The following is a 19295-nucleotide window of genomic DNA, read 5'->3' as shown; positions in this document are numbered from 1 at the left end:
TAACGGCCTCCGTGGAGGCCGTTAACTTTTCCAGGCAATCAGTTTTGCCGCCAGCGCATACTGGCGCATCCCGTCCTCCTGCTGCTGACTGCGTTGCAGAATCCGCCGCGCGGCAAGCTGGCCCAGTGTCCGGGCAGGTGTCGTCACCCAGCTGACGGGCATATCATCCAGCTGTTCCTGCGGTACGTCGGCAAACGCCGCCAGCGCCACCTGCTGTCCGAGATAGCTTTCCACCCCGCTGTCGCCGCTCTGGCGCCCTGCCCGCATCAGCCCAAACCACGCGCCGCTGGCGACAGTGCTGTTGTGGCACACCACGGCGCTGATCGTCGGATTATGCTGGAGCAGCGCCAGCATTGCCTCCGCCGCCTGCCGCTGGCTGGGTTCGCATTCGACGATCCACTCGCTGTGGAACGGTAGCCCATACTGCAACAGCGTGGCACAAAAGCCCCCCAGCCGTTCCGCCCGGGTCAACGATGAGCTACTTCCCCCCAGCCAGGCGATACGCTGATGCCCGCGCTGAATCAGGTGTTCCGTCACCAGACGCGCAGCCTGGGTGTTGTCCGGGCGAATCACATCAATATCGTCCTGGTAGCTGGCGCGCGAGACAAATACCAGCGGTACCTGACGTTCGCCGGCGCGCTCACGCAGCGCGGCGCTTTCATCGACTGTTCCGGCGATCACAATACCGTCAACGCCCTGAGCCAACAGCATCTCGACACAGCGCGCCAGATGCTGCCCCTGCCGCCCGCTCTGGGTCAGAAATAGCATCTTATCCTGGAGTTCCAGCTCCGCCGTCAGACCGGCGGTCAACTCAGCATAGAAGGGGTTACACAGATCGCGCACAATCAGCCCGACGACCCCGCTTTGGGCGCCGCGCAGCGACGCCGCCTGGCGGTTACGAACAAATCCCAGTTTTTCGATCGCCTCGTTCACCCGCTGCCCGGTAGCGCTGGAAATACGCCCTTTCCCGCTCAGCACCAGCGAGACCGTGCTGACCGAAACCCCTGCCGCCAGAGCAACATCGGTAATCGTAATTTTCTTGCCGGGATTTATGACTGACACTCCCCCTCCTGATAAATCGTTTTATCCTGCTGCTCTATTAAGCCGCTTATTATGCGCCAGTTCTGTGATAAATCGCGCAATAAAACCAGGTAAAACGTTTTATCATCCGCCGCAACTTCATCCTTCGTAATGGATCAACCGGTCAAGGAGTCACCATGGCGGCCTCACCACAGAAAATCACCCTCTGGGAGTTCTTCCAGAATCTCGGCAAGACCTTTATGTTGCCCGTCGCGCTGCTCTCGTTTTGCGGCATCATGCTGGGTATCGGCAGTTCCCTGAGCAGTCACGACGTTATTACGCTGATCCCGGCGCTGGGGAATCCTGTCCTCCAGTTGCTGTTTACCTGGATGGGCAAAATCGGCTCGTTTGCGTTCAGCTTCCTGCCGGTGATGTTCTGTATCGCCATTCCGCTCGGCCTGGCGCGGGAAAACAAAGGCGTCGCGGCATTTGCCGGATTTGTCGGCTATGCGGTCATGAATCTTGCCGTGAATTTCTGGCTGACCACCAAAGGTATTCTGCCCACCAGCGATGCCGCGGTACTGAAGGCCAACAATATCCAGAATATCCTTGGCATTCAGTCCATTGATACCGGGATACTCGGCGCGGTGATTGTCGGGGTGATTGTTTTCCTGCTCCATGAACGCTTCCATAATATTCGCCTGCCTGACGCGCTGGCCTTCTTCGGCGGCACCCGCTTTGTGCCAATCGTCACCACTGTGGTCATGGGCCTGGTCGGTCTGGTGATCCCGCTCATCTGGCCGGTATTTGCCGCCGGAATTAACGCCCTTGGGCACATCATCAACAGCGCCGGGGATTTCGGGCCGATGATTTTCGGTACCGGCGAGCGACTGTTGTTGCCATTTGGCCTGCATCATATTCTGGTGGCCCTGATTCGCTTTACCGAAGCCGGCGGCACCATGGAGGTTTGCGGCCATACCGTCAATGGCGCTCTGACCATCTTCCAGGCGCAGTTGAGTTGCCCCACCACTCACGGTTTTGCAGAAAGCGCCACCCGCTTCCTCTCCCAGGGCAAAATGCCGGCATTCCTCGGCGGTCTGCCTGGCGCGGCGCTGGCGATGTACCACTGCGCGCGGCCGGAAAATCGCCATAAAATTAAGGGGCTGCTTATCTCCGGGGTTATCGCCTGTGTGGTCGGCGGGACCACCGAACCGCTGGAATTTCTGTTCCTGTTTGTCGCCCCGGTACTGTATCTGATTCACGCCCTGTTGACCGGTCTCGGCTTCACCACGATGGCGATCCTCGGCGTCACTATCGGCAACACCGATGGCAATATCATTGACTTTGTCGTATTCGGCATTCTTCACGGCCTGGCGACGAAGTGGTATCTGGTGCCGGTAGTGGCCGCCATCTGGTTCGCGGTGTATTACGCTATTTTCCGTTTCGCCATCACCCGTTTTAATATCAAAACGCCGGGGCGCGACAGTGACGTCGCCAGCGCGGTGGAAAAAAGCCTTGCCGGCGGCACAACGGGCAAATCAGGTTATAACACGCCGGCGATCCTCGCCGCCCTTGGCGGCGCGGAAAATATCGTCACCCTTGATAACTGTATCACCCGGCTGCGCCTGTCGGTTAAAGACATGTCGCAGGTAGACAGCGCGGCGCTGAAAGCCAACCGCGCCATTGGCGTCGTGCAGTTAAACCAGCACAATTTACAGGTGGTGATTGGCCCGCAGGTACAGTCGGTAAAAGATGAACTGGTTACCCTGATGCACACTGTACAAGCATAACGATGGCGGCCCCCACGGCGTTCTGGCGCCGTGGGGGCGTCTTAACGAGGTTTTATGTTCGATTTTTCACATGCTGTCGATCGCCACGGTACCTGGTGTACTCAGTGGGACTATGTCGCCGATCGGTTTGGTCAGGCGAATTTATTGCCCTTCACCATTTCCGATATGGATTTTCCGACCGCGCCATGCATTCTGGAGGCGCTGCAGCGGCGCCTCCGGCATGGAGTACTGGGCTACAGCCGCTGGCAAAACGACGATTTTACCGGCGCGATTGCTCACTGGTACCAGAGCCGCTTTGACTGCGCTATTGACGCCGGGCAGTTGGTGTATGGCCCATCAGTGATTTATATGGTGTCACAGTTGATCCGTCAGTGGAGCCAGCCTGGCGATGCGGTATTAATCCATACCCCCGCCTACGACGCCTTTTACAAAGCGATTGAAGGAAATCAGCGCCATGTACTCAGCGCGCCGCTGGCGCCGGAACCCGGCGGACTCTGGCGCTGTGATATGGATCGGCTGGAAACCCTGCTGGCGCGCCCGGATTGTAAAATAATGCTGTTGTGCAGTCCGCATAACCCCACCGGCAAGGTCTGGAGTCGGCAAGAGCTGACCACCATGGCGCAACTCTGTCAGCGCCATCAGGTCAGAGTAATCAGCGATGAGATCCATATGGACATGGTATGGGGAGAGCAGCGCCATACGCCCTGGCGCGCCGTGGGCGGTATGGACTGGGCACTGTTAAGCTCCGGCTCGAAAAGCTTCAATATCCCGGCGCTGACCGGCGCCTGGGGACTTATCGACAATGCCGGCGATCGTCAACGTTATCTGGCGGCGCTGAAAGGCCAGGACGGTCTCTCATCCCCCGCCGTACTGGCGCTGGTGGCGCATATTGCCGCCTATCGCGAAGGGGCGCCATGGCTGGACGCATTACGCGACTATTTACAGAACAACCTACAATATGTCGCCGACACCCTCAACGCCGCCTTCCCGCAGCTCGACTGGCGGCCACCTCAGGCGACATATCTGGCCTGGATTGATCTGCGCGCGCTGCATATTGACGACCACGCGCTGCAACAGACGCTGATTGAACAACAAAAAGTCGCCATCATGCCCGGCTATACATACGGCGCTGAAGGGGAAGGCTTTATCCGGCTCAATGTCGGCTGCCCGCTCAGCAAGCTGGAGTGCGGCGTCAGCCGGTTGATCGCCGCCCTGCGCACTCTGGATAGCGGAAGATAATCCGCCGCTACGTTGCGTAACACTGTTTTATGTTGCGCAACGTAGCATTTTATGGCGATTTGTTTTTATAATAAGCCGCACTTTATCCGAATATGAGTGCGACCATGATTGATCCAACGCTACCGCTAACCGACCTCCACCGTCACCTCGACGGCAACATCCGCGCTGCAACGATCCTCGATCTCGGACGTCAGTTTAATCTGTCGCTTCCGGCCTCTACGCTGGATACCCTGCGCCCGCATGTGCAAATCACCAGCAGCGAGCCCGACCTGGTGAGCTTTCTCGCCAAACTCGACTGGGGCGTCAAAGTGCTCGGCTCCCTGGACGCCTGCCGACGCGTGGCCCGGGAAAATATTGAAGATGCCGCACGCCAGGGACTGCACTACGTTGAACTACGCTTCTCGCCGGGCTATATGGCCATGAATCACGGGTTACCGCTGGAGGGGGTCGTGGAAGCGGTAATTGACGGCGTCAGGGAGGGATGCGCGACATTCGGCGTCGAAGCGCGGCTAATCGGGATCATGAGCCGTACCTTTGGCGAAGCCGCCTGCCAGAACGAACTGGAGGCGCTGCTGGCACACCGCCAGCATATCACTGCGCTGGATCTCGCCGGCGACGAGCTGGGATTTCCCGGGGCGCTGTTTACCCGCCATTTCCAACGTGCCAGAGATGCCGGCTGGCATATCACGGTTCATGCCGGGGAGGCCGCTGGTCCGCAAAGTATCTGGCAGGCGATTCGCGAACTGGGCGCGGAACGCATCGGTCATGGCGTTAAAGCCATTGAAGACCCGCAATTAATGGACTTTCTGGCACAGAACGGTATCGGTATTGAATCCTGCCTGACATCCAATATTCAGACCAGCACCGTTGCCGCCTTGCAGGAACACCCGCTGGTAACATTCCTTGACCACGGCGTGCTGGCGACCATTAACAGTGACGATCCGGCCGTTCAGGGCGTGGATATAATCCATGAATATACCGTAGCCGCTCCCGGAGCCGGCCTGAATGCCAGCCACATCCGCACCGCTCAGCAGAATGGCCTGAAAATCGCGTTCTTATCTGACCAGGAAAAGCAGGCGCTCAGCGAACGAGTAAGCCATGCCTGACTCTCAGGGGCGTCCGCTATTCCGGCGCCCCTGCTTCACTCTATAGCGCCAGTAAATAAGTAGCGCACCCAACTAACGCTAAATAACGTTTATCCGCCAATGCTTCAATCAGCTATTATTTCTGTACTGAATCATTTCTATACCTGATTAATCTTCTGGTAACCGGTACAAAGAATGCATTTTGGGCGGGATTTCTTTGGGATGAAAATGAACATCCGCAGGTGATTTTAAGAGTGATGCTCATTTGTATGAATTATCTGTAATCCACCAGATAAAATCCCAATACAAAACTCTGTCCTGGCACAATTAAACTTTCTTTTCATTTCTCATAAATTATCGAATCCGCGCCCAACTGATTACCGTCAGGAATGGTTGACAACAATTAACAAAAATAGTGAAAAATCCGAATACTCCGCGATGCCAGAATACTGACTACCTGGTATAGGGTAGCCCGCCACATCTTGCGCAGGTTTAAGATTCCTACTGTCGATGGTTGATAATTGATTTATAAAGTCAGTTATTCATCCCTGCCTGACATATCGATAACCGTGATGTTGATCATAATTCGGATTTTCACCGTACCTGCAAAGAATCTTTTACCCGGAATCAACAAGTTATTCTTATCGTGGCAAATGCGCCGAATTGAGGGAATATCATATTGCCATACGTGATACATTTTAAATCCAGATGAAATTCTTAAAAGAAAACTCTCATTTATTAGCGCGACACTAAAAATCATTCATTTTTTATCCGGTTTCCGTTTATCATTCTCAGGGTTATGCTGGTAAAAATAAAACGCCTTACTATTTGCTCAACGGATGGCTTATCTATGACCGTACTGGATTACTTGCTGAAATTTCGCAGAATCAGCAATCTTGAAAGTCTTGAAAAACTTTTTGACCATTTAAACTACACACTCACTGACAGTCAGGACATTATCAATATGTACCGCGCCGCCGATCACCGGCGTGCGGAACTGGTTTCCGGCGGGCGCCTTTATGACCCAGGCTGTGTGCCTAAATCGGTATGGCACTATGTGCAATAACCTGCGGTGGTAATTCGCCAGAATTTCCCTATAATCTCCGGCCTGACAGGCGTCGGTACGCGCCTGGCTGAATAAAGTGATTAACCCCGGAGGCAATATGACCGCGACACTTCCCCCGCGCATTGGAGGGTGGCTACTGGCGCCGCTGGCATGGTTGCTGTTGACTTTAGTGGGTACGTCGCTGGCCTGTGCTCTTTTGCTGTTGCTGGTAATAAACCCGCAGACCCACCAGATGCTTGCCGGGCAGTCAGCCCAGTATGTGATACTGTGGTACTTTTCGTTGGTCAGCGCGCTGGCGGTCTGGGGGTATACGCTGTGGCTAACCGTCGCCTTTTTTAAACGCCGCCGCTGCGTCCCCAGGCACTACATTATCTGGTTGCTGATTACGCTGTTGCTGGCGATTAAATCGTTCGCCTTTGCTCCGGTGACTGATGAGGTGGCCCTGCGTCAGCTGTTGTTCCCTCTGCTGGCGGCGGCACTGTTCGTCCCCTACTTCAAGCGTTCAACCCGGGCCAGGAGCACTTTTGTGCAACCATAGCGCCGTAAAGTACTCCGGGTCACAGGTTATTAATAACCACAGTATTCCTCTGTTGTCGTCACCGTTGGTTTATCCGATAATGAACGGCTATTTTTGTTTCAGGTCGTATAATGGCTGATTATTTGCTTTTATTCGTCGGTACAGTGCTGGTTAACAACTTCGTTTTGGTTAAGTTCCTCGGCCTGTGTCCGTTTATGGGCGTTTCCAAAAAGCTGGAGACGGCAATCGGTATGGGCCTGGCGACCACGTTCGTCATGACGCTGGCTTCCGCCTGCTCCTGGATAATAGACCATCTTATTCTGGTTCCGCTGAGTCTGACTTACCTGCGTACCATGGCCTTTATCCTGGTTATCGCCGTTGTCGTGCAGTTCACCGAAATGGTGGTCAGGAAAACCAGTCCGGCGTTGTACCGGCTATTAGGGATTTTTTTGCCGCTGATCACCACGAACTGCGCAGTGTTAGGGGTAGCCCTGCTCAGCATTAACCTGAATCATACGTTTCTCCAGTCCGCGCTGTACGGTTTCTCCGCCGCGGTCGGGTTTTCGCTGGTTATGGTCTTATTTGCCTCTATTCGCGAACGACTGGCCGCCGCCAATGTGCCGGCGCCCTTTCGCGGTAACTCAATCGCGCTGATCACTGCGGGGTTGATGTCGCTGGCTTTTATGGGCTTCAGCGGGTTGGTAAAGTTCTGATATGAATATGATTGCTATCGCCATTCTGGTGCTCACCGCGCTGGGACTGGTATTTGGTCTGCTGCTGGGATATGCCTCACGCCGCTTCGCGGTTGAGGAAGATCCCATTGTCGATAAAATCGATGAGATCCTGCCGCAAAGCCAGTGCGGGCAGTGCGGTTATCCCGGCTGCCGCCCCTATGCCGAGGCGGTGGGCAATAATGGGGAAAGTATTAACCGCTGCGCCCCGGGCGGCGAAGCGGTGATGCTAAAAATTGCCGAATTGCTGAATGTCGAACCGCAGCCCATTGACGGCGACGACAGCGTCCAGGCGCCCGTCAGGCTGCTGGCGTTTATCGACGAAAGTAACTGTATCGGCTGCACCAAATGTATTCAGGCCTGCCCGGTAGACGCTATCGTCGGCGCCACCCGCGCCATGCATACGGTAATGAGCGAACTCTGCACTGGCTGTAATTTGTGCGTTGACCCCTGCCCGACCCACTGTATTGAGCTGCGGCCGGTCAGTGCGACAACGGATAACTGGAAATGGGATCTCCAGACCATTCCGGTGCGCATTATTCCCGTGGAACAACATGTTTAAGTTATTTTCCGCTTTGCGAAAAGATAAAATTTGGGACTTTAACGGCGGGATCCACCCTCCGGAAATGAAGCTCCAGACCAGCGGCGTGCCGCTGCGCCAGGTCCCTTTGCCAGGCCGGTTAGTCGTACCGTTGAAGCAGCATCTCGGCAGTGAAGGCGAATTGTGTGTTAGCGTCGGCGATCGGGTATTGCGCGGTCAACCGCTGACCCGCGGCCGTGGTCGCATGCTGCCCGTGCATGCGCCAACCTCCGGCGTAATTACCGCCATCACGGCTCATCCGACGGCCCATCCCTCCGGGCTGCCGGAGTTAAGCATCCTACTGGATGCCGACGGCGAAGATCGTTGGATCCCGCTGGATGGCTGGGCCGATTATCAGAACCACAGTCGCGAAGCGCTGATTGAGCGTATTCACCAGTACGGCGTTGCCGGACTCGGCGGCGCCGGGTTCCCTACCGGAGTAAAACTGACCGGCGGCGGCGATCAAATTGAAACACTGATCATTAATGCCGCGGAGTGCGAACCCTATATCACCGCCGACGATCGTCTGATGCAGGAGTGTGCCGCGCAGATTATCGAGGGCGTACGTATTCTGGCGCATATTCTGCAGCCCAAACAGGTACTGATTGGCATTGAGGACAATAAGCCTCAGGCAATCTCAATGCTGCGTGCGGTGCTCAATGGCGCTCACGATACCTGTCTGCGGGTAATACCAACCAAATACCCTTCCGGCGGCGCCAAACAGCTCACCTGGATCCTGACCGGAAAACAAGTGCCGCACGGTGGTCGCTCGTCAGACATTGGCGTATTGATGCAAAACGTAGGCACGGCCTATGCGGTTAAGCGCGCCGTCGTGGACGGTGAGCCCCTGACTGAGCGCGTGGTGACGCTGACCGGGGAGGCCATCGCCCGGCCGGGTAATGTCTGGGCGAGACTGGGCACGCCAGTGCAGCATCTGCTGGATTTTGCCGGTTTTCGCCCCACCCCCCAGCAACTGGTGATCATGGGAGGTCCGCTGATGGGCTTTACCCTCCCGTGGCTGGATGTCCCGGTGGTCAAAATCACTAACTGCCTGCTGGCGCCTGCGGAACAGGAGATGGGTCCCCCTGGCGAAGAACAGGGCTGTATACGCTGTAGCGCCTGTGCGGAAGCTTGCCCGGCCGATCTATTGCCTCAGCAACTCTATTGGTTCAGCAAAGGTAAGCAGCATGATAAAGCGGCGGCGCATAATATCGCCGACTGCATCGAATGCGGCGCCTGTGCCTGGGTATGTCCCAGTAATATTCCGCTGGTGCAATATTTCCGGGAAGAAAAAGCGGATATTCGCGAAATAGATGAAGAGGCGCGCCGCACTGCTCAGGCCAAAATGCGTTTTGAAGCGCGCCAGCTGCGGCTGGAACGTGAAAAGGCCGCGCGCCAGGATCGCCATAAGAAAGCTGCCGTTCAGCCAGGCAGTGCCGATCAGAGCGCAATCACTCAGGCGCTGGAAAGAATTAAAGCCAAAAACGCCGCGGCGACGCAGTCGATAGTCATTCAGCGCGACGCTGAACCGGATAACCAGGCGGCAATCGCGGCGCGCGAAGCGCGGAAAGCCCAGGCACGCGCCAGACAGGCGGAAAAAGCTCGCCTCGCGGAAATGACAACCGGCACTCCGGCGTCCGACGCGGAAGAAATCGCAGGCGTCGATCCGCGCAAAGCCGCCGTCGAGGCCGCGATTGCCCGCGCGAAAGCCCGTAAAGCCGCCCGGCCGCCAGAACAGACCGCCGCTGAGCCTGCCGCCAGCGCAGCGCCCGCAGCTACCGCTGCCTCAATCGCAGAAACGGTCGCGGTCGATCCGCGCAAAGCCGCTGTCGAGGCCGCGATTGCCCGCGCGAAAGCCCGTAAAGCCGCCCGGCAGTTACCCCAGGATAACTAAATGGTTTTCAGAATCGCAAGCTCCCCGTATACCCATAATCAGCGCCAGACATCGCGCATTATGCTGCTGGTCATTCTGGCCATGATTCCGGCCGTCGCGACCCAGTGGTTCTTTTTCGGCTGGGGAACGCTATACCAGTTACTGCTGGCGGCCATCACCGCCTGGGCCGGCGAAGCGCTGGTCGCCCGGCTACGCAAAATGCCGGTCAGGGCCACCCTGAGCGATCATTCCGCGCTGTTAACCGGCCTGTTGCTGGGAGCCAGTATTCCCCCACTGGCGCCCTGGTGGATGGTGATTCTCGGTACTCTATTTGCAGTTATCATCGCAAAACAGTTGTATGGCGGCCTGGGGCATAATCCCTTCAACCCGGCCATGATCGGCTATGTGGTGTTGTTGATCTCTTTTCCGGTACAGATGACCAGTTGGCTGCCGTCTGCGTCGCTGGCCGCCACGTCGCCGGGGCTGGTTGATGCGCTCCGGGTCATTTTTACCGGCCACACTGCTGCGGGAATAACCATGCAGGAGTTAAAAATGGGTATCGACGGCATTAGCCAGGCGACGCCGCTGGATACCTTTAAAACCGGGCTGCGCGCCGGCCACAGCGTGCCGGAATTGCTGCAAACCCCAGGTTTGCAGGGCGTTCTTGGCGGCCCGGGCTGGCAATGGGTGAACCTGGCCTGGTCAGTCGGCGGCTTACTGTTATTGTGGAAAGGCGCCATCCGCTGGCATATCCCGGCCGCATTCCTGGGCGCGCTGCTGCTGTGTTCCACCATCGGCTGGCTGCTGGCGCCGACCCAGTGCGCCTCGCCGCTGATCCATCTTTTTTCCGGGGCGACAATGATCGGCGCCTTCTTTATTCTTACCGATCCGGTGACTGCCTCGACCACCCGCCGCGGGCGTTTGATTTACGCGGCGCTGGCCGGTCTGTTGGTCTGGCTGATTCGCACCTGGGGCGGCTATCCGGACGGCGTAGCCTTTGCCGTTCTGTTGGCCAACATTACCGTGCCGCTGATTGATTACTACACCCGCCCCCGGGTATATGGCCATCGCTAAGGAACCACCATGTTAAAAACATTACAAAAACATGGAGCAACCCTGGCGATTTTCGCCGCGCTCACTACCGGGCTGACCGCCGTAGTTAACCAGCTCACCAGGCCGACGATTGCCCGGCAGGCGACCATTCAACAGAAAGCGCTGTTCGATCAGGTAATGCCGGCAGAATTCTATGATAACAATCCCTTACAGGAGTGTTATCTGTACACGGATCCGCAACTGGGTCCCGGCGAGCGGCATATTTATATCGCCCGGAAAGATGGCGCGCCACGCGGCGTCATTATGGACGTGACCGCGCCGGACGGCTATTCTGGCGCGATACAGTTGTTGGTCGGCGCGGATTTCAATAACACTGTGCGCGGGGTCAGGGTCACTGAGCACCATGAAACCCCCGGGTTGGGGGATAAAATTGAGCTGCGCATCAGCGACTGGATCACCCGTTTCACCGGTCAGGCGATCGCGGGCGCCAGTGACCATCGCTGGGCGGTGAAAAAAGACGGCGGCGAATTTGACCAGTTTACCGGCGCCACCATTACCCCGCGCGCGGTCGTAAATGCGGTTAAACGCGCCGGACTGGCGGCGCAGAACATTCCTGCCCGCCTGTCCGATTTACCGGCCTGTGGAGAAAGCCATGAGTAATGTAAAAACAATCTTCATCGACGGATTGTGGAAAAACAACTCGGCGCTGGTACAGTTGCTCGGTCTGTGCCCACTGCTGGCGGTGACCTCCACGGCCACCAACGCGCTGGGTCTGGGACTGGCCACCACGCTGGTACTGACGCTGACCAACAGCGCCATATCGGCCTGCCGTCGCTGGATGCCGCCGGCGGTGCGGATCCCTATCTATGTGATGATCATCGCCGCCGTGGTGAGCATCGTTCAAATGCTGATCAACGCTTATGCGTTCGGCCTGTACCAGTCGCTGGGGATTTTTATTCCGCTGATTGTCACCAACTGTATCGTAGTGGGTCGGGCGGAAGCTTTTGCCGCGCGCAACGGCGTATTCCACTCCGCGCTGGATGGATTCGCTATCGGACTGGGCGCCACCAGCGCCATGTTTGTCCTCGGCGCCATACGCGAAATCCTCGGTAACGGTACCCTGTTCGACGGCGCCGACAGTCTGCTGGGGGACTGGGCGAAAGTATTGCGCGTTGAAATATTCCATACTGATACGCCATTCCTGCTGGCGATGCTGCCCCCTGGCGCTTTTATCGGCCTGGGACTGATGCTGGCGGGGAAATACCTGATTGATGAAAAAATGAAAGCGCGGCGCGCTCGCGCCGTCAGCGAACAGCCGATCGCCGCAGAGCAAGGGAACGCATCATGAACAATGTCAAACGCCGGGAAATTCTTACCCGGCTGCGGGATGCCAACCCACATCCCACCACCGAACTTAACTTCAGTTCGCCGTTTGAGCTGTTAATCGCTGTACTGCTGTCAGCCCAGGCGACGGATGTTAGCGTCAACAAAGCGACCGCTAAACTGTATCCGATAGCCAACACGCCCCAGGGAATGCTGGATCTGGGCGTTGAGGGGGTGAAGTCATACATCAAGACCATTGGCCTGTTTAACAGCAAGGCTGAAAATGTCATCAAAACCTGTCGGATCCTGCTGGAGCAGCACGGCGGCGCCGTGCCGGAAGACAGGGCCGCACTGGAAGCGTTGCCCGGCGTCGGCAGAAAAACCGCTAATGTGGTGCTCAATACCGCCTTCGGCTGGCCGACCATTGCTGTGGATACGCATATTTTCCGGGTCTGCAATCGCACCGGCTTTGCGCCAGGTAACAATGTCGAGCAGGTAGAAGAGAAACTGCTAAAAGTGGTTCCCGGCGAGTTTAAAGTTGACTGCCATCACTGGCTGATACTCCACGGCCGCTACACCTGTATCGCCCGTAAACCGCGCTGTGGCTCCTGCCTGATAGAAGATCTGTGCGAATTTAAAGAGAAAGTCTATCCCTGATCGTAACGGATGATCCTGCGCAACGCCGCGGATCATCCGGTGACGCACCGCCAGATAATACGCGGGTGTAAGTCGCTCAAAATCCAGTTTTTCTCCCGCCATTCCGACCAGTTCTCTCGCCATGCTGGCAAGCGGCGCATATCCTCGCAGAGCTGCTACTGATAATCCATAGATACGATTAATCACCCATAGTTACGGATAAAACTGGTAGATTATTTTTTCACATCGAAAATTTTCTCCTGAAGTGTGACCTACATCAATTTGATAACCTGGTGTTAAACATGAGTAAAATAATCGCTAACAACAGTCATTCGTGAAAACGCTACCATTGAATTTACATAGAGTATTGAACCGTCAATTTTTGTAAAACCGGTCATATTCACCAGATAACAGACAAAACAGCAGAATATGAAACTATAAATCTTATTTTTGCTATTCGTGGGAAATAAAAAATCACCATTGCCATTTTTAATAAAATTTAACGCTGATGTGATAGCTAATCTGTCGAGCATTATTTCAGACAATTTAAATGTAACAGATCATTACAAAGCCCTTGCCTGAAAGCGCCGGATGATGTACATTACCATCCGTTTTTCCCTCCCTATAACCAAAAAAAGTGGCTGCCCTGGCGGCAACACTCTGCACGAAGCCCCATTAAGTTGGGTTAAAAAATAAGAGGTATATGTGTCGACTGCAAACAAGAAACCAGCAGAAAGCGTGAGTCTGAACGCTTTCAAACAACCGAAATCGTTCTATCTCATCTTCTCTATAGAATTATGGGAGCGTTTTGGTTACTACGGCCTGCAGGGAATCATGGCCGTCTACCTGGTGAAGCAACTGGGAATGTCCGAAGCGGACTCCATCACGCTCTTCTCTTCCTTTAGTGCGCTGGTGTACGGTCTGGTCGCCATTGGCGGCTGGTTAGGAGATAAAGTCCTGGGCTCCAAACGGGTTATCGTACTCGGTTCGATAGTACTGGCGCTGGGGTACGCGCTGGTCGCCTGGTCCGGCCACGACGCGGCGGTGGTTTATGCCGGTATGGCGACTATCGCGGTGGGTAATGGCTTGTTTAAAGCCAACCCTTCTGCCCTGCTGTCTACCTGCTACAGCAAAGACGATCCGCGTCTTGATGGCGCCTTTACCATGTATTATATGTCCATCAACATCGGTTCGTTTTTCTCTATGCTGGCCACGCCATGGCTGGCGGCGCGCTTCGGCTGGAGCGTCGCCTTTGCGCTCAGCGTGGTGGGAATGCTGATTACGCTGGTTAATTTCATGTTCTGCCGCAAGTGGGTCAAGGACCACGGGTCAAAACCAGACTTCCAGCCAGTGCACCTCGGCAAGCTGTTTGCCACTCTGGTCGGTATCGTGGTGCTGGTAGCTATTGCCACCTGGCTGCTGCATAACCAGGAGATCGCCCGTATTGCGCTGGGTCTCATCGCGCTGGGGATCATTATCATTTTCGCCAAAGAAGCCTTTGCTATGCACGGCGCCGCACGCCGGAAAATGATTGTGGCCTTTATCCTGATGCTGGAAGCGGTGGTGTTCTTTGTGCTTTACAGCCAGATGCCGACCTCACTCAACTTCTTCGCCATCCGCAACGTCGAGCATTCGATTCTCGGCATTGCCTTTGAACCCGAGCAGTATCAGGCGCTGAACCCGTTCTGGATCATGATTGGCAGCCCGATTCTTGCCGCCATCTACAACAAGATGGGCGATCGCCTGCCGATGCCGCATAAATTCGCTATCGGCATGGTCTTGTGCTCCTGCGCCTTCCTGGTACTGCCGCTGGGTACTAAATTCGCCACCGACGCCGGGATTGTGTCAGTAAACTGGCTGATCCTCAGCTACGCGCTACAGAGCTTTGGCGAGCTGATGATCTCCGGTCTGGGGCTGGCCATGGTGGCGCAACTGGTGCCTCAGCGCCTGATGGGCTTCATTATGGGCAGTTGGTTCCTGACCACCGCCGGCGCGGCGATCATCGCCGGTAAAGTCGCCAACCTGATGGCGGTACCGGAAAACGTCACCGATCCGCTGATGTCGCTGGAAGTTTATGGCCGGGTGTTTATGCAGATTGGCATCGCCACCGGGGTAATTGCGCTGCTGATGCTGTTGACCGCGCCAAAGCTCAATCGCATGACTCAGGACGATCAACCGGCTACCCGCCGCGACACCGCCGCCGTTTAAAAAAGAAAATGTTCGTTATGCCGCTAACCCTCGGTTAGCGGCTTTTTTTTTACCCGCCATCGCACTAACATACCGTTAACCGGCCCATAAGGAGAAAGCGATGAAACTGTTCTACAAAGCAGGCGCCTGTTCGCTCGCGCCCCATATCGTATTACGTGAAACCGGCCTCGACTTCACACTGGTCACCGTGGATCTGGCGCATAAAAAGCTGGAAAACGGCGATGATTTCTACGCCATCAACCCAAAAGGCATGATTCCGGCGCTGTTGCTGGATGATGGTTCCCTGATCACTGAGGCGGTGGTGATTATGCAGTACCTGGCCGATAACGTGGCGGACCGCCAGTTGCTGGCGCCCACCGGCAGCATGACCCGTTACCACACCCTGGAATGGCTGAACTACATCGCGACCGAACTCCACAAAGGATTTACCCCGCTGTTCCGCCCGGATACGCCGGAGGACTACAAGCCCGTCGCCAGGGCAGCGCTGGAGAAAAAACTACAGTATGTCAATGAGCAACTGGCGGACAAACAGTGGCTGATGGGTCTGCGCTTTACCATCGCCGACGCCTATTTGTATAACGTACTGCGCTGGGCGGTAGCCGTTAAGCTGGAGATGTCCGGGTTAAGCCATATTGAACAGTTTATGGCGCGGATGAAAGCGCGTCCGTCGGTAGCGGCGGCGCTGGCGGCAGAAGGTCTTTGATCGGCTGAGCGGGGGGTTCCCCGCTCAGTGAGAACTTTTAAAGCGCGCTGGCGCTGAAGTAGTGCTCCGGGTGGGCGATTCGCTGCTGGGCGGCGACCACCTGTAGTTCATACTCTTGCATCTGTTTGGTGGTCAGCATCACTTCATACACCGCGGCGGTGATATGTTCCAGCGCATCGCGCAGAGTCGCTCCCTGAAGCAACTTCACCAGCAGCAGGCCGCTGGTTACATCACCCACCCCTACCGGCTGGCGCTCGCCAAAATCCACCAGCGGACGGCTGATATGCCACGCCTCATCGCGTGTCACCAGCAGCATCTCAAAGCGATCGCGCTGATAACCGGCCCGCGCCAGGTGTTTCACCAGCACAATACCCGGCCCCTGTTCGATCAGCGCCCGGGCGGCGGACACCGCCTGTGCGACATGGTTAACCTGCTGCCCGCTGAGCATCTCCAGCTCCAGCAGATTCGGAGCGATGATATCGCTGGCCGGCAGCGAGTAGCGGGTGTGAAACTCAGCGACGCCCGGCGCCACAATGCAGCCCTTCTCCGGATGGCCCATCACCGGGTCGCAAAAGTACAGCGCCTGCGGGTTGGCCGCTTTTACCTGGCGCACAATACCCAGAATATGCTCCCCCTGTTCCGCCGACCCCAGATAGCCACTCAGCACCGCATCGCAGCGCCTGAGCTGCCCGATACTGGCGATGCCCTGCACTATTTCATTAAGATGCGCCGGCGGCATCACGCTCCCGGTCCACTGGCCGTACTGGGTATGGTTAGAAAACTGAACCGTATTAAGCGGCCAGACATTAGCCCCCAGGCGGCGCATCGGAAACTCAGCGGCGCTGTTGCCCGCATGGCCGAATACCACGTGAGACTGAATGGCGAGAATATTTTTCATTGGTTTATCCGGATGGAAGAACGCGGTTATCTGTATCTGTTTGCAAAAGATAAGGGGCGTGGTATTCGCCACGCCCCCTGGGGTATTACGCTTATTTCCAGCACACCAGGCAGTAGTTTTTCTTACCCCGGCGCAGCAGCGTGTAGCGGCCAAAGAGGCGATCGGCGTCGGAGAACACATACTCCGGATCCGCCTGCTTCTCACCGTTCACGGTAACCGCGTTAGAAGCGATGGTTTTCCGCGCCTGACCGCGGGAAGGCTGCAATTCTGAATCGACCAGCGCCTGTTGCAGATCGGCCCCGGCGGCCATTTCCACCATCGGTACGCCGTCCTGGGCGAGTTGCTCGAAATCCGCCTCGCTGAGATCGCTCAGGGTTCCGTTGAACAGGCTGGCGGTAATACGCTTAGCCGCTTCCAGTCCCTCCTCGCCATGCACCAGACGCGTTACCTCTTCCGCCAGCACGTACTGGGCGCGTGGCGCTTTTCCGCTGTTCTTATCTTCTTCTTCCAGCGCGTTAATCTCTTCCAGGGACATGAAGGTAAAGAACTTCAGGAAGCGGTACACGTCGGCATCGGCGGTGTTGATCCAGAACTGGTAGAATTTGTAGGGACTGGTTTTCTTCGGATCCAGCCAGACTGCGCCGCCTTCCGTTTTACCAAATTTGGTGCCGTCCGCTTTGGTGATCAGCGGCACTGTCAGACCGAACACCTGGTTCTGGTGCAGACGACGGGTCAAATCGATACCGGAAGTAATGTTGCCCCACTGATCGGAGCCGCCAATCTGCAGCGCCACCCCATGCAGTTTGTTGAGACAGGCGAAATCGTAGCCCTGCAGCAAGTTATAGGCAAACTCAGTGAAGGAGATCCCGACGTCGTCGCGGTTGAGACGCTGTTTCACCGCTTCTTTGTTGATCATCTGATTCACAGAGAAGTGTTTGCCGATATCACGCAGGAACGTCAGCACGTTCATATCGCCAAACCAGTCATAGTTGTTGGCGGCGATAGCGGAATTGTCGCCACAGTCAAAATCGAGGAATGGCGCGACCTGGCGGCGGATTTTATCCACCCACTGCTGGACGGTTTCTGTGGTATTGAGTTTACGTTCGGCTGCCTTAAAGCTCGGGTCGCCGATAAGACCGGTCGCTCCCCCCACCAGCGCTACCGGCTTATGACCGGCTAACTGGAAACGCTTCAGGCAAAGTAACGGAACCAGATGGCCCAAATGCAAGCTGTCGGCAGTCGGATCAAAGCCGCAATACAGTGCGATTGGCCCCTGGGCCAGGCGCTCTGCTAATGCCGCCTCATCCGTTACCTGGGCGACCAGGCCCCGCTCTTGCAATTGCTGGATAAGATTGCTTGCCATCAAATTCTCCATGTATAAACGACTGCACCTTTGCCGGTACACGGCTTTTCGCCTCTCTGGCGAAAGAAAATGAAAAATAAGGAGCCATAGCATAAAGCGCCAGCCCGCGGAGTGCCAGCGCTTAACACATCAAATTCCCTCAATTCAGGGGGCTAACCGGTCGATGGTCCACTGCTCGCCGGCGCGCTGGTATAAAAAACGGTCATGCAGACGGTGCGCGCCGCCCTGCCAGAACTCCATTTGCTCAATACTGACGCGAAATCCGCCCCAGAAACTGGGCAACGGGACTTCGCCCTGCTGGAATTTCTGTTTCAGTTCGAGGAATTTGCTTTCCAGAATACCGCGCGCCGAGATGCGGCTGGACTGCTTCGACACCCAGGCGCCGATCTGGCTGTCCCGGGGCCGGCTGTGGAAATATTTCATCACTTCAAGGGTGGAGAGACGTTCAGCTTTACCCTGCACCATCACCTGGCGCTCCAGCATATGCCACGGAAACAGCAGGCTAACGCGCGGGTTTACGTCAATATGGTGGGCCTTACGGCTACCAAGGTTGGTATAAAACACCAGACCGCGCTCATCAAAATGCTTGAGCAGGACAATTCGCTGATATGGCTGGCCCGTTTCATCCACCGTCGCCACGACCATCGCGGTAGGATCGGCGAGACGCGCCTCGCAGGCCTGCTTCAGCCAGCGTTCAAACAGTTCGAGGGGATGGTCGGTAAGATCGTGGCGCCGCAGGCCGCCTTTGGTGTATTCGCGGCGCAAATGGGCGATAAGTTGCAGGTCTTCCTGGTCAGTCATGGCGTTGTTCCGGGAAATCTTCGGGTGGGCTTATTCTGCGCCCCCCGTCAAGAAATCTCAACGCGCCGGCGCCTGTAACTGGCAGTTATTCAGTACGATACTATCCCGGTGATAAACCGTCGCGCTGTCGCCTTTCGACCAGAAAACATAGATACCGTCGGAATAACGGGCGCCAGAAGCGGACAGCCCCTGTTTCAGGGTCAACAACTGGTTGTCATACACAAAGCTGACCTGCTGGCGCTGATTGTTCAACTTCACGGTCAGGGGCTTCTCCTCGCACTGATACTGTAGCGTATCGGTATTCATACGTTCCAGAAACGCGTTGTAGTAGCTACAGCCAGTCAAAAAAACAGGTAATGCCAGTAAAAGCGCTTTTTTCATTGTCATGTCCCGATCAGTTCCGCTCCCC

19 protein-coding genes are annotated in these 19295 nt (G+C 56.1%); 14 read left to right on the top strand and 5 right to left on the bottom strand.

The window, feature by feature from the left end:
• Nucleotides 1-21 precede the first annotated feature (21 nt).
• Nucleotides 22-1053: a Mal regulon transcriptional regulator MalI gene (gene malI / locus AQ981_RS01300; RefSeq protein ID WP_121500605.1), complete on the bottom strand. Its 1032-nt coding sequence runs from the start codon at nt 1051-1053 to the stop codon at nt 22-24.
• Between the two features lie 164 nt (nt 1054-1217).
• On the opposite strand from malI, the gene malX reads away from it, so the two are divergent.
• The 14 genes from malX (at nt 1218) to gstA (ending at nt 15824) form a co-directional block, all read left to right on the top strand.
• Nucleotides 1218-2810, top strand: coding sequence for a maltose/glucose-specific PTS transporter subunit IIBC (gene malX, locus AQ981_RS01295; protein WP_058909942.1), 1593 nt, complete (start codon nt 1218-1220; stop codon nt 2808-2810).
• A gap of 54 nt (nt 2811-2864) precedes the next feature.
• Nucleotides 2865-4049, top strand: coding sequence for a MalY/PatB family protein (locus tag AQ981_RS01290; RefSeq protein WP_058909941.1), 1185 nt, complete (start codon nt 2865-2867; stop codon nt 4047-4049).
• A gap of 104 nt (nt 4050-4153) precedes the next feature.
• Nucleotides 4154-5155, top strand: coding sequence for an adenosine deaminase (gene add, locus AQ981_RS01285; RefSeq protein WP_058909940.1), 1002 nt, complete (start codon nt 4154-4156; stop codon nt 5153-5155).
• An 829-nt stretch (nt 5156-5984) separates the two neighbouring features.
• Nucleotides 5985-6200 (top strand): transcription modulator YdgT, encoded by a 216-nt coding sequence (ydgT, locus tag AQ981_RS01275; RefSeq protein ID WP_058909938.1) that lies wholly within the window; start codon nt 5985-5987, stop codon nt 6198-6200.
• Between the two features lie 97 nt (nt 6201-6297).
• Nucleotides 6298-6738, top strand: coding sequence for a DUF2569 domain-containing protein (locus tag AQ981_RS01270; RefSeq protein WP_058909937.1), 441 nt, complete (start codon nt 6298-6300; stop codon nt 6736-6738).
• A gap of 110 nt (nt 6739-6848) precedes the next feature.
• On the top strand, nt 6849-7430 hold the full coding sequence (gene rsxA / locus AQ981_RS01265; RefSeq protein WP_058909936.1) for an electron transport complex subunit RsxA: 582 nt from the start codon (nt 6849-6851) through the stop codon (nt 7428-7430).
• Nucleotide 7431: 1 nt separating this feature from the next.
• A complete protein-coding gene (gene rsxB / locus AQ981_RS01260; protein WP_058909935.1) occupies nt 7432-8010 on the top strand; it encodes an electron transport complex subunit RsxB in 579 nt (192 codons plus the stop codon).
• Nucleotides 8003-9922, top strand: a complete 1920-nt coding sequence (rsxC, locus tag AQ981_RS01255; RefSeq protein WP_082683117.1) for an electron transport complex subunit RsxC — start codon at nt 8003-8005, stop codon at nt 9920-9922. Before rsxB ends, rsxC begins: the two co-directional genes overlap by 8 nt.
• Nucleotides 9923-10975, top strand: coding sequence for an electron transport complex subunit RsxD (gene rsxD, locus AQ981_RS01250; RefSeq protein ID WP_058909934.1), 1053 nt, complete (start codon nt 9923-9925; stop codon nt 10973-10975). It begins immediately after the preceding gene.
• Between the two features lie 9 nt (nt 10976-10984).
• Nucleotides 10985-11614 (top strand): electron transport complex subunit RsxG, encoded by a 630-nt coding sequence (rsxG, locus tag AQ981_RS01245; protein ID WP_058909933.1) that lies wholly within the window; start codon nt 10985-10987, stop codon nt 11612-11614.
• Nucleotides 11607-12302, top strand: a complete 696-nt coding sequence (locus AQ981_RS01240) for an electron transport complex subunit E (protein ID WP_058909932.1) — start codon at nt 11607-11609, stop codon at nt 12300-12302. Before rsxG ends, AQ981_RS01240 begins: the two co-directional genes overlap by 8 nt.
• Nucleotides 12299-12934, top strand: coding sequence for an endonuclease III (gene nth / locus AQ981_RS01235; protein ID WP_058909931.1), 636 nt, complete (start codon nt 12299-12301; stop codon nt 12932-12934). Before AQ981_RS01240 ends, nth begins: the two co-directional genes overlap by 4 nt.
• 684 nt (nt 12935-13618) lie before the next feature.
• The gene (gene dtpA / locus AQ981_RS01230; protein WP_058909930.1) at nt 13619-15121 is read left to right on the top strand and encodes a dipeptide/tripeptide permease DtpA; all 1503 of its coding nucleotides are present in this window, start codon (nt 13619-13621) and stop codon (nt 15119-15121) included.
• A 100-nt stretch (nt 15122-15221) separates the two neighbouring features.
• Nucleotides 15222-15824: a glutathione transferase GstA gene (gstA, locus tag AQ981_RS01225; RefSeq protein ID WP_058909929.1), complete on the top strand. Its 603-nt coding sequence runs from the start codon at nt 15222-15224 to the stop codon at nt 15822-15824.
• A 37-nt stretch (nt 15825-15861) separates the two neighbouring features.
• On the opposite strand, the gene pdxY is transcribed toward gstA, so the two are convergent.
• The 4 genes from pdxY to mliC all read right to left on the bottom strand — a co-directional run bounded on the left by pdxY (nt 15862) and on the right by mliC (nt 19273).
• Complete coding sequence (gene pdxY / locus AQ981_RS01220; protein WP_058909928.1) at nt 15862-16722, bottom strand: pyridoxal kinase PdxY; 861 nt, start codon at nt 16720-16722, stop codon at nt 15862-15864.
• 91 nt (nt 16723-16813) lie between these two features.
• A complete protein-coding gene (gene tyrS / locus AQ981_RS01215) occupies nt 16814-18088 on the bottom strand; it encodes a tyrosine--tRNA ligase (RefSeq protein ID WP_058910310.1) in 1275 nt (424 codons plus the stop codon).
• A gap of 141 nt (nt 18089-18229) precedes the next feature.
• The gene (gene pdxH / locus AQ981_RS01210; protein ID WP_058909927.1) at nt 18230-18886 is read right to left on the bottom strand and encodes a pyridoxamine 5'-phosphate oxidase; all 657 of its coding nucleotides are present in this window, start codon (nt 18884-18886) and stop codon (nt 18230-18232) included.
• Between the two features lie 57 nt (nt 18887-18943).
• Nucleotides 18944-19273 carry a C-type lysozyme inhibitor gene (gene mliC / locus AQ981_RS01205; RefSeq protein WP_071608776.1) on the bottom strand — a complete coding sequence of 110 codons (330 nt, stop codon included), beginning with the start codon at nt 19271-19273 and terminating at the stop codon, nt 18944-18946.
• Between the last annotated feature and the right edge of the window lie 22 nt (nt 19274-19295).

It is taken from the genome of Entomohabitans teleogrylli, assembly GCF_001484765.1.
Lineage (GTDB): Bacteria > Pseudomonadota > Gammaproteobacteria > Enterobacterales > Enterobacteriaceae > Entomohabitans > Entomohabitans teleogrylli.
The sequence above is the reverse complement of the archived record's forward strand: the minus strand, read 5'-3'. Positions and strand labels throughout refer to the sequence as shown.

Excerpts from the sequence above, each read along its gene's own strand:
- malX (WP_058909942.1), top strand. The coding sequence starts at position 1,218 with ATGGCGGCCTCACCACAGAAAATCACCCTCTGGGAGTTCTTCCAGAAT.
- AQ981_RS01290 (WP_058909941.1), top strand. The coding sequence starts at position 2,865 with ATGTTCGATTTTTCACATGCTGTCGATCGCCACGGTACCTGGTGTACT.
- add (WP_058909940.1), top strand. The coding sequence starts at position 4,154 with ATGATTGATCCAACGCTACCGCTAACCGACCTCCACCGTCACCTCGAC.
- ydgT (WP_058909938.1), top strand. The coding sequence starts at position 5,985 with ATGACCGTACTGGATTACTTGCTGAAATTTCGCAGAATCAGCAATCTT.
- AQ981_RS01270 (WP_058909937.1), top strand. The coding sequence starts at position 6,298 with ATGACCGCGACACTTCCCCCGCGCATTGGAGGGTGGCTACTGGCGCCG.
- rsxA (WP_058909936.1), top strand. The coding sequence starts at position 6,849 with ATGGCTGATTATTTGCTTTTATTCGTCGGTACAGTGCTGGTTAACAAC.
- rsxB (WP_058909935.1), top strand. The coding sequence starts at position 7,432 with ATGAATATGATTGCTATCGCCATTCTGGTGCTCACCGCGCTGGGACTG.
- rsxC (WP_082683117.1), top strand. The coding sequence starts at position 8,003 with ATGTTTAAGTTATTTTCCGCTTTGCGAAAAGATAAAATTTGGGACTTT.
- rsxD (WP_058909934.1), top strand. The coding sequence starts at position 9,923 with ATGGTTTTCAGAATCGCAAGCTCCCCGTATACCCATAATCAGCGCCAG.
- rsxG (WP_058909933.1), top strand. The coding sequence starts at position 10,985 with ATGTTAAAAACATTACAAAAACATGGAGCAACCCTGGCGATTTTCGCC.
- AQ981_RS01240 (WP_058909932.1), top strand. The coding sequence starts at position 11,607 with ATGAGTAATGTAAAAACAATCTTCATCGACGGATTGTGGAAAAACAAC.
- nth (WP_058909931.1), top strand. The coding sequence starts at position 12,299 with ATGAACAATGTCAAACGCCGGGAAATTCTTACCCGGCTGCGGGATGCC.
- gstA (WP_058909929.1), top strand. The coding sequence starts at position 15,222 with ATGAAACTGTTCTACAAAGCAGGCGCCTGTTCGCTCGCGCCCCATATC.
- pdxY (WP_058909928.1), bottom strand. The coding sequence starts at position 16,722 with ATGAAAAATATTCTCGCCATTCAGTCTCACGTGGTATTCGGCCATGCG.
- pdxH (WP_058909927.1), bottom strand. The coding sequence starts at position 18,886 with ATGACTGACCAGGAAGACCTGCAACTTATCGCCCATTTGCGCCGCGAA.
- mliC (WP_071608776.1), bottom strand. The coding sequence starts at position 19,273 with ATGACAATGAAAAAAGCGCTTTTACTGGCATTACCTGTTTTTTTGACT.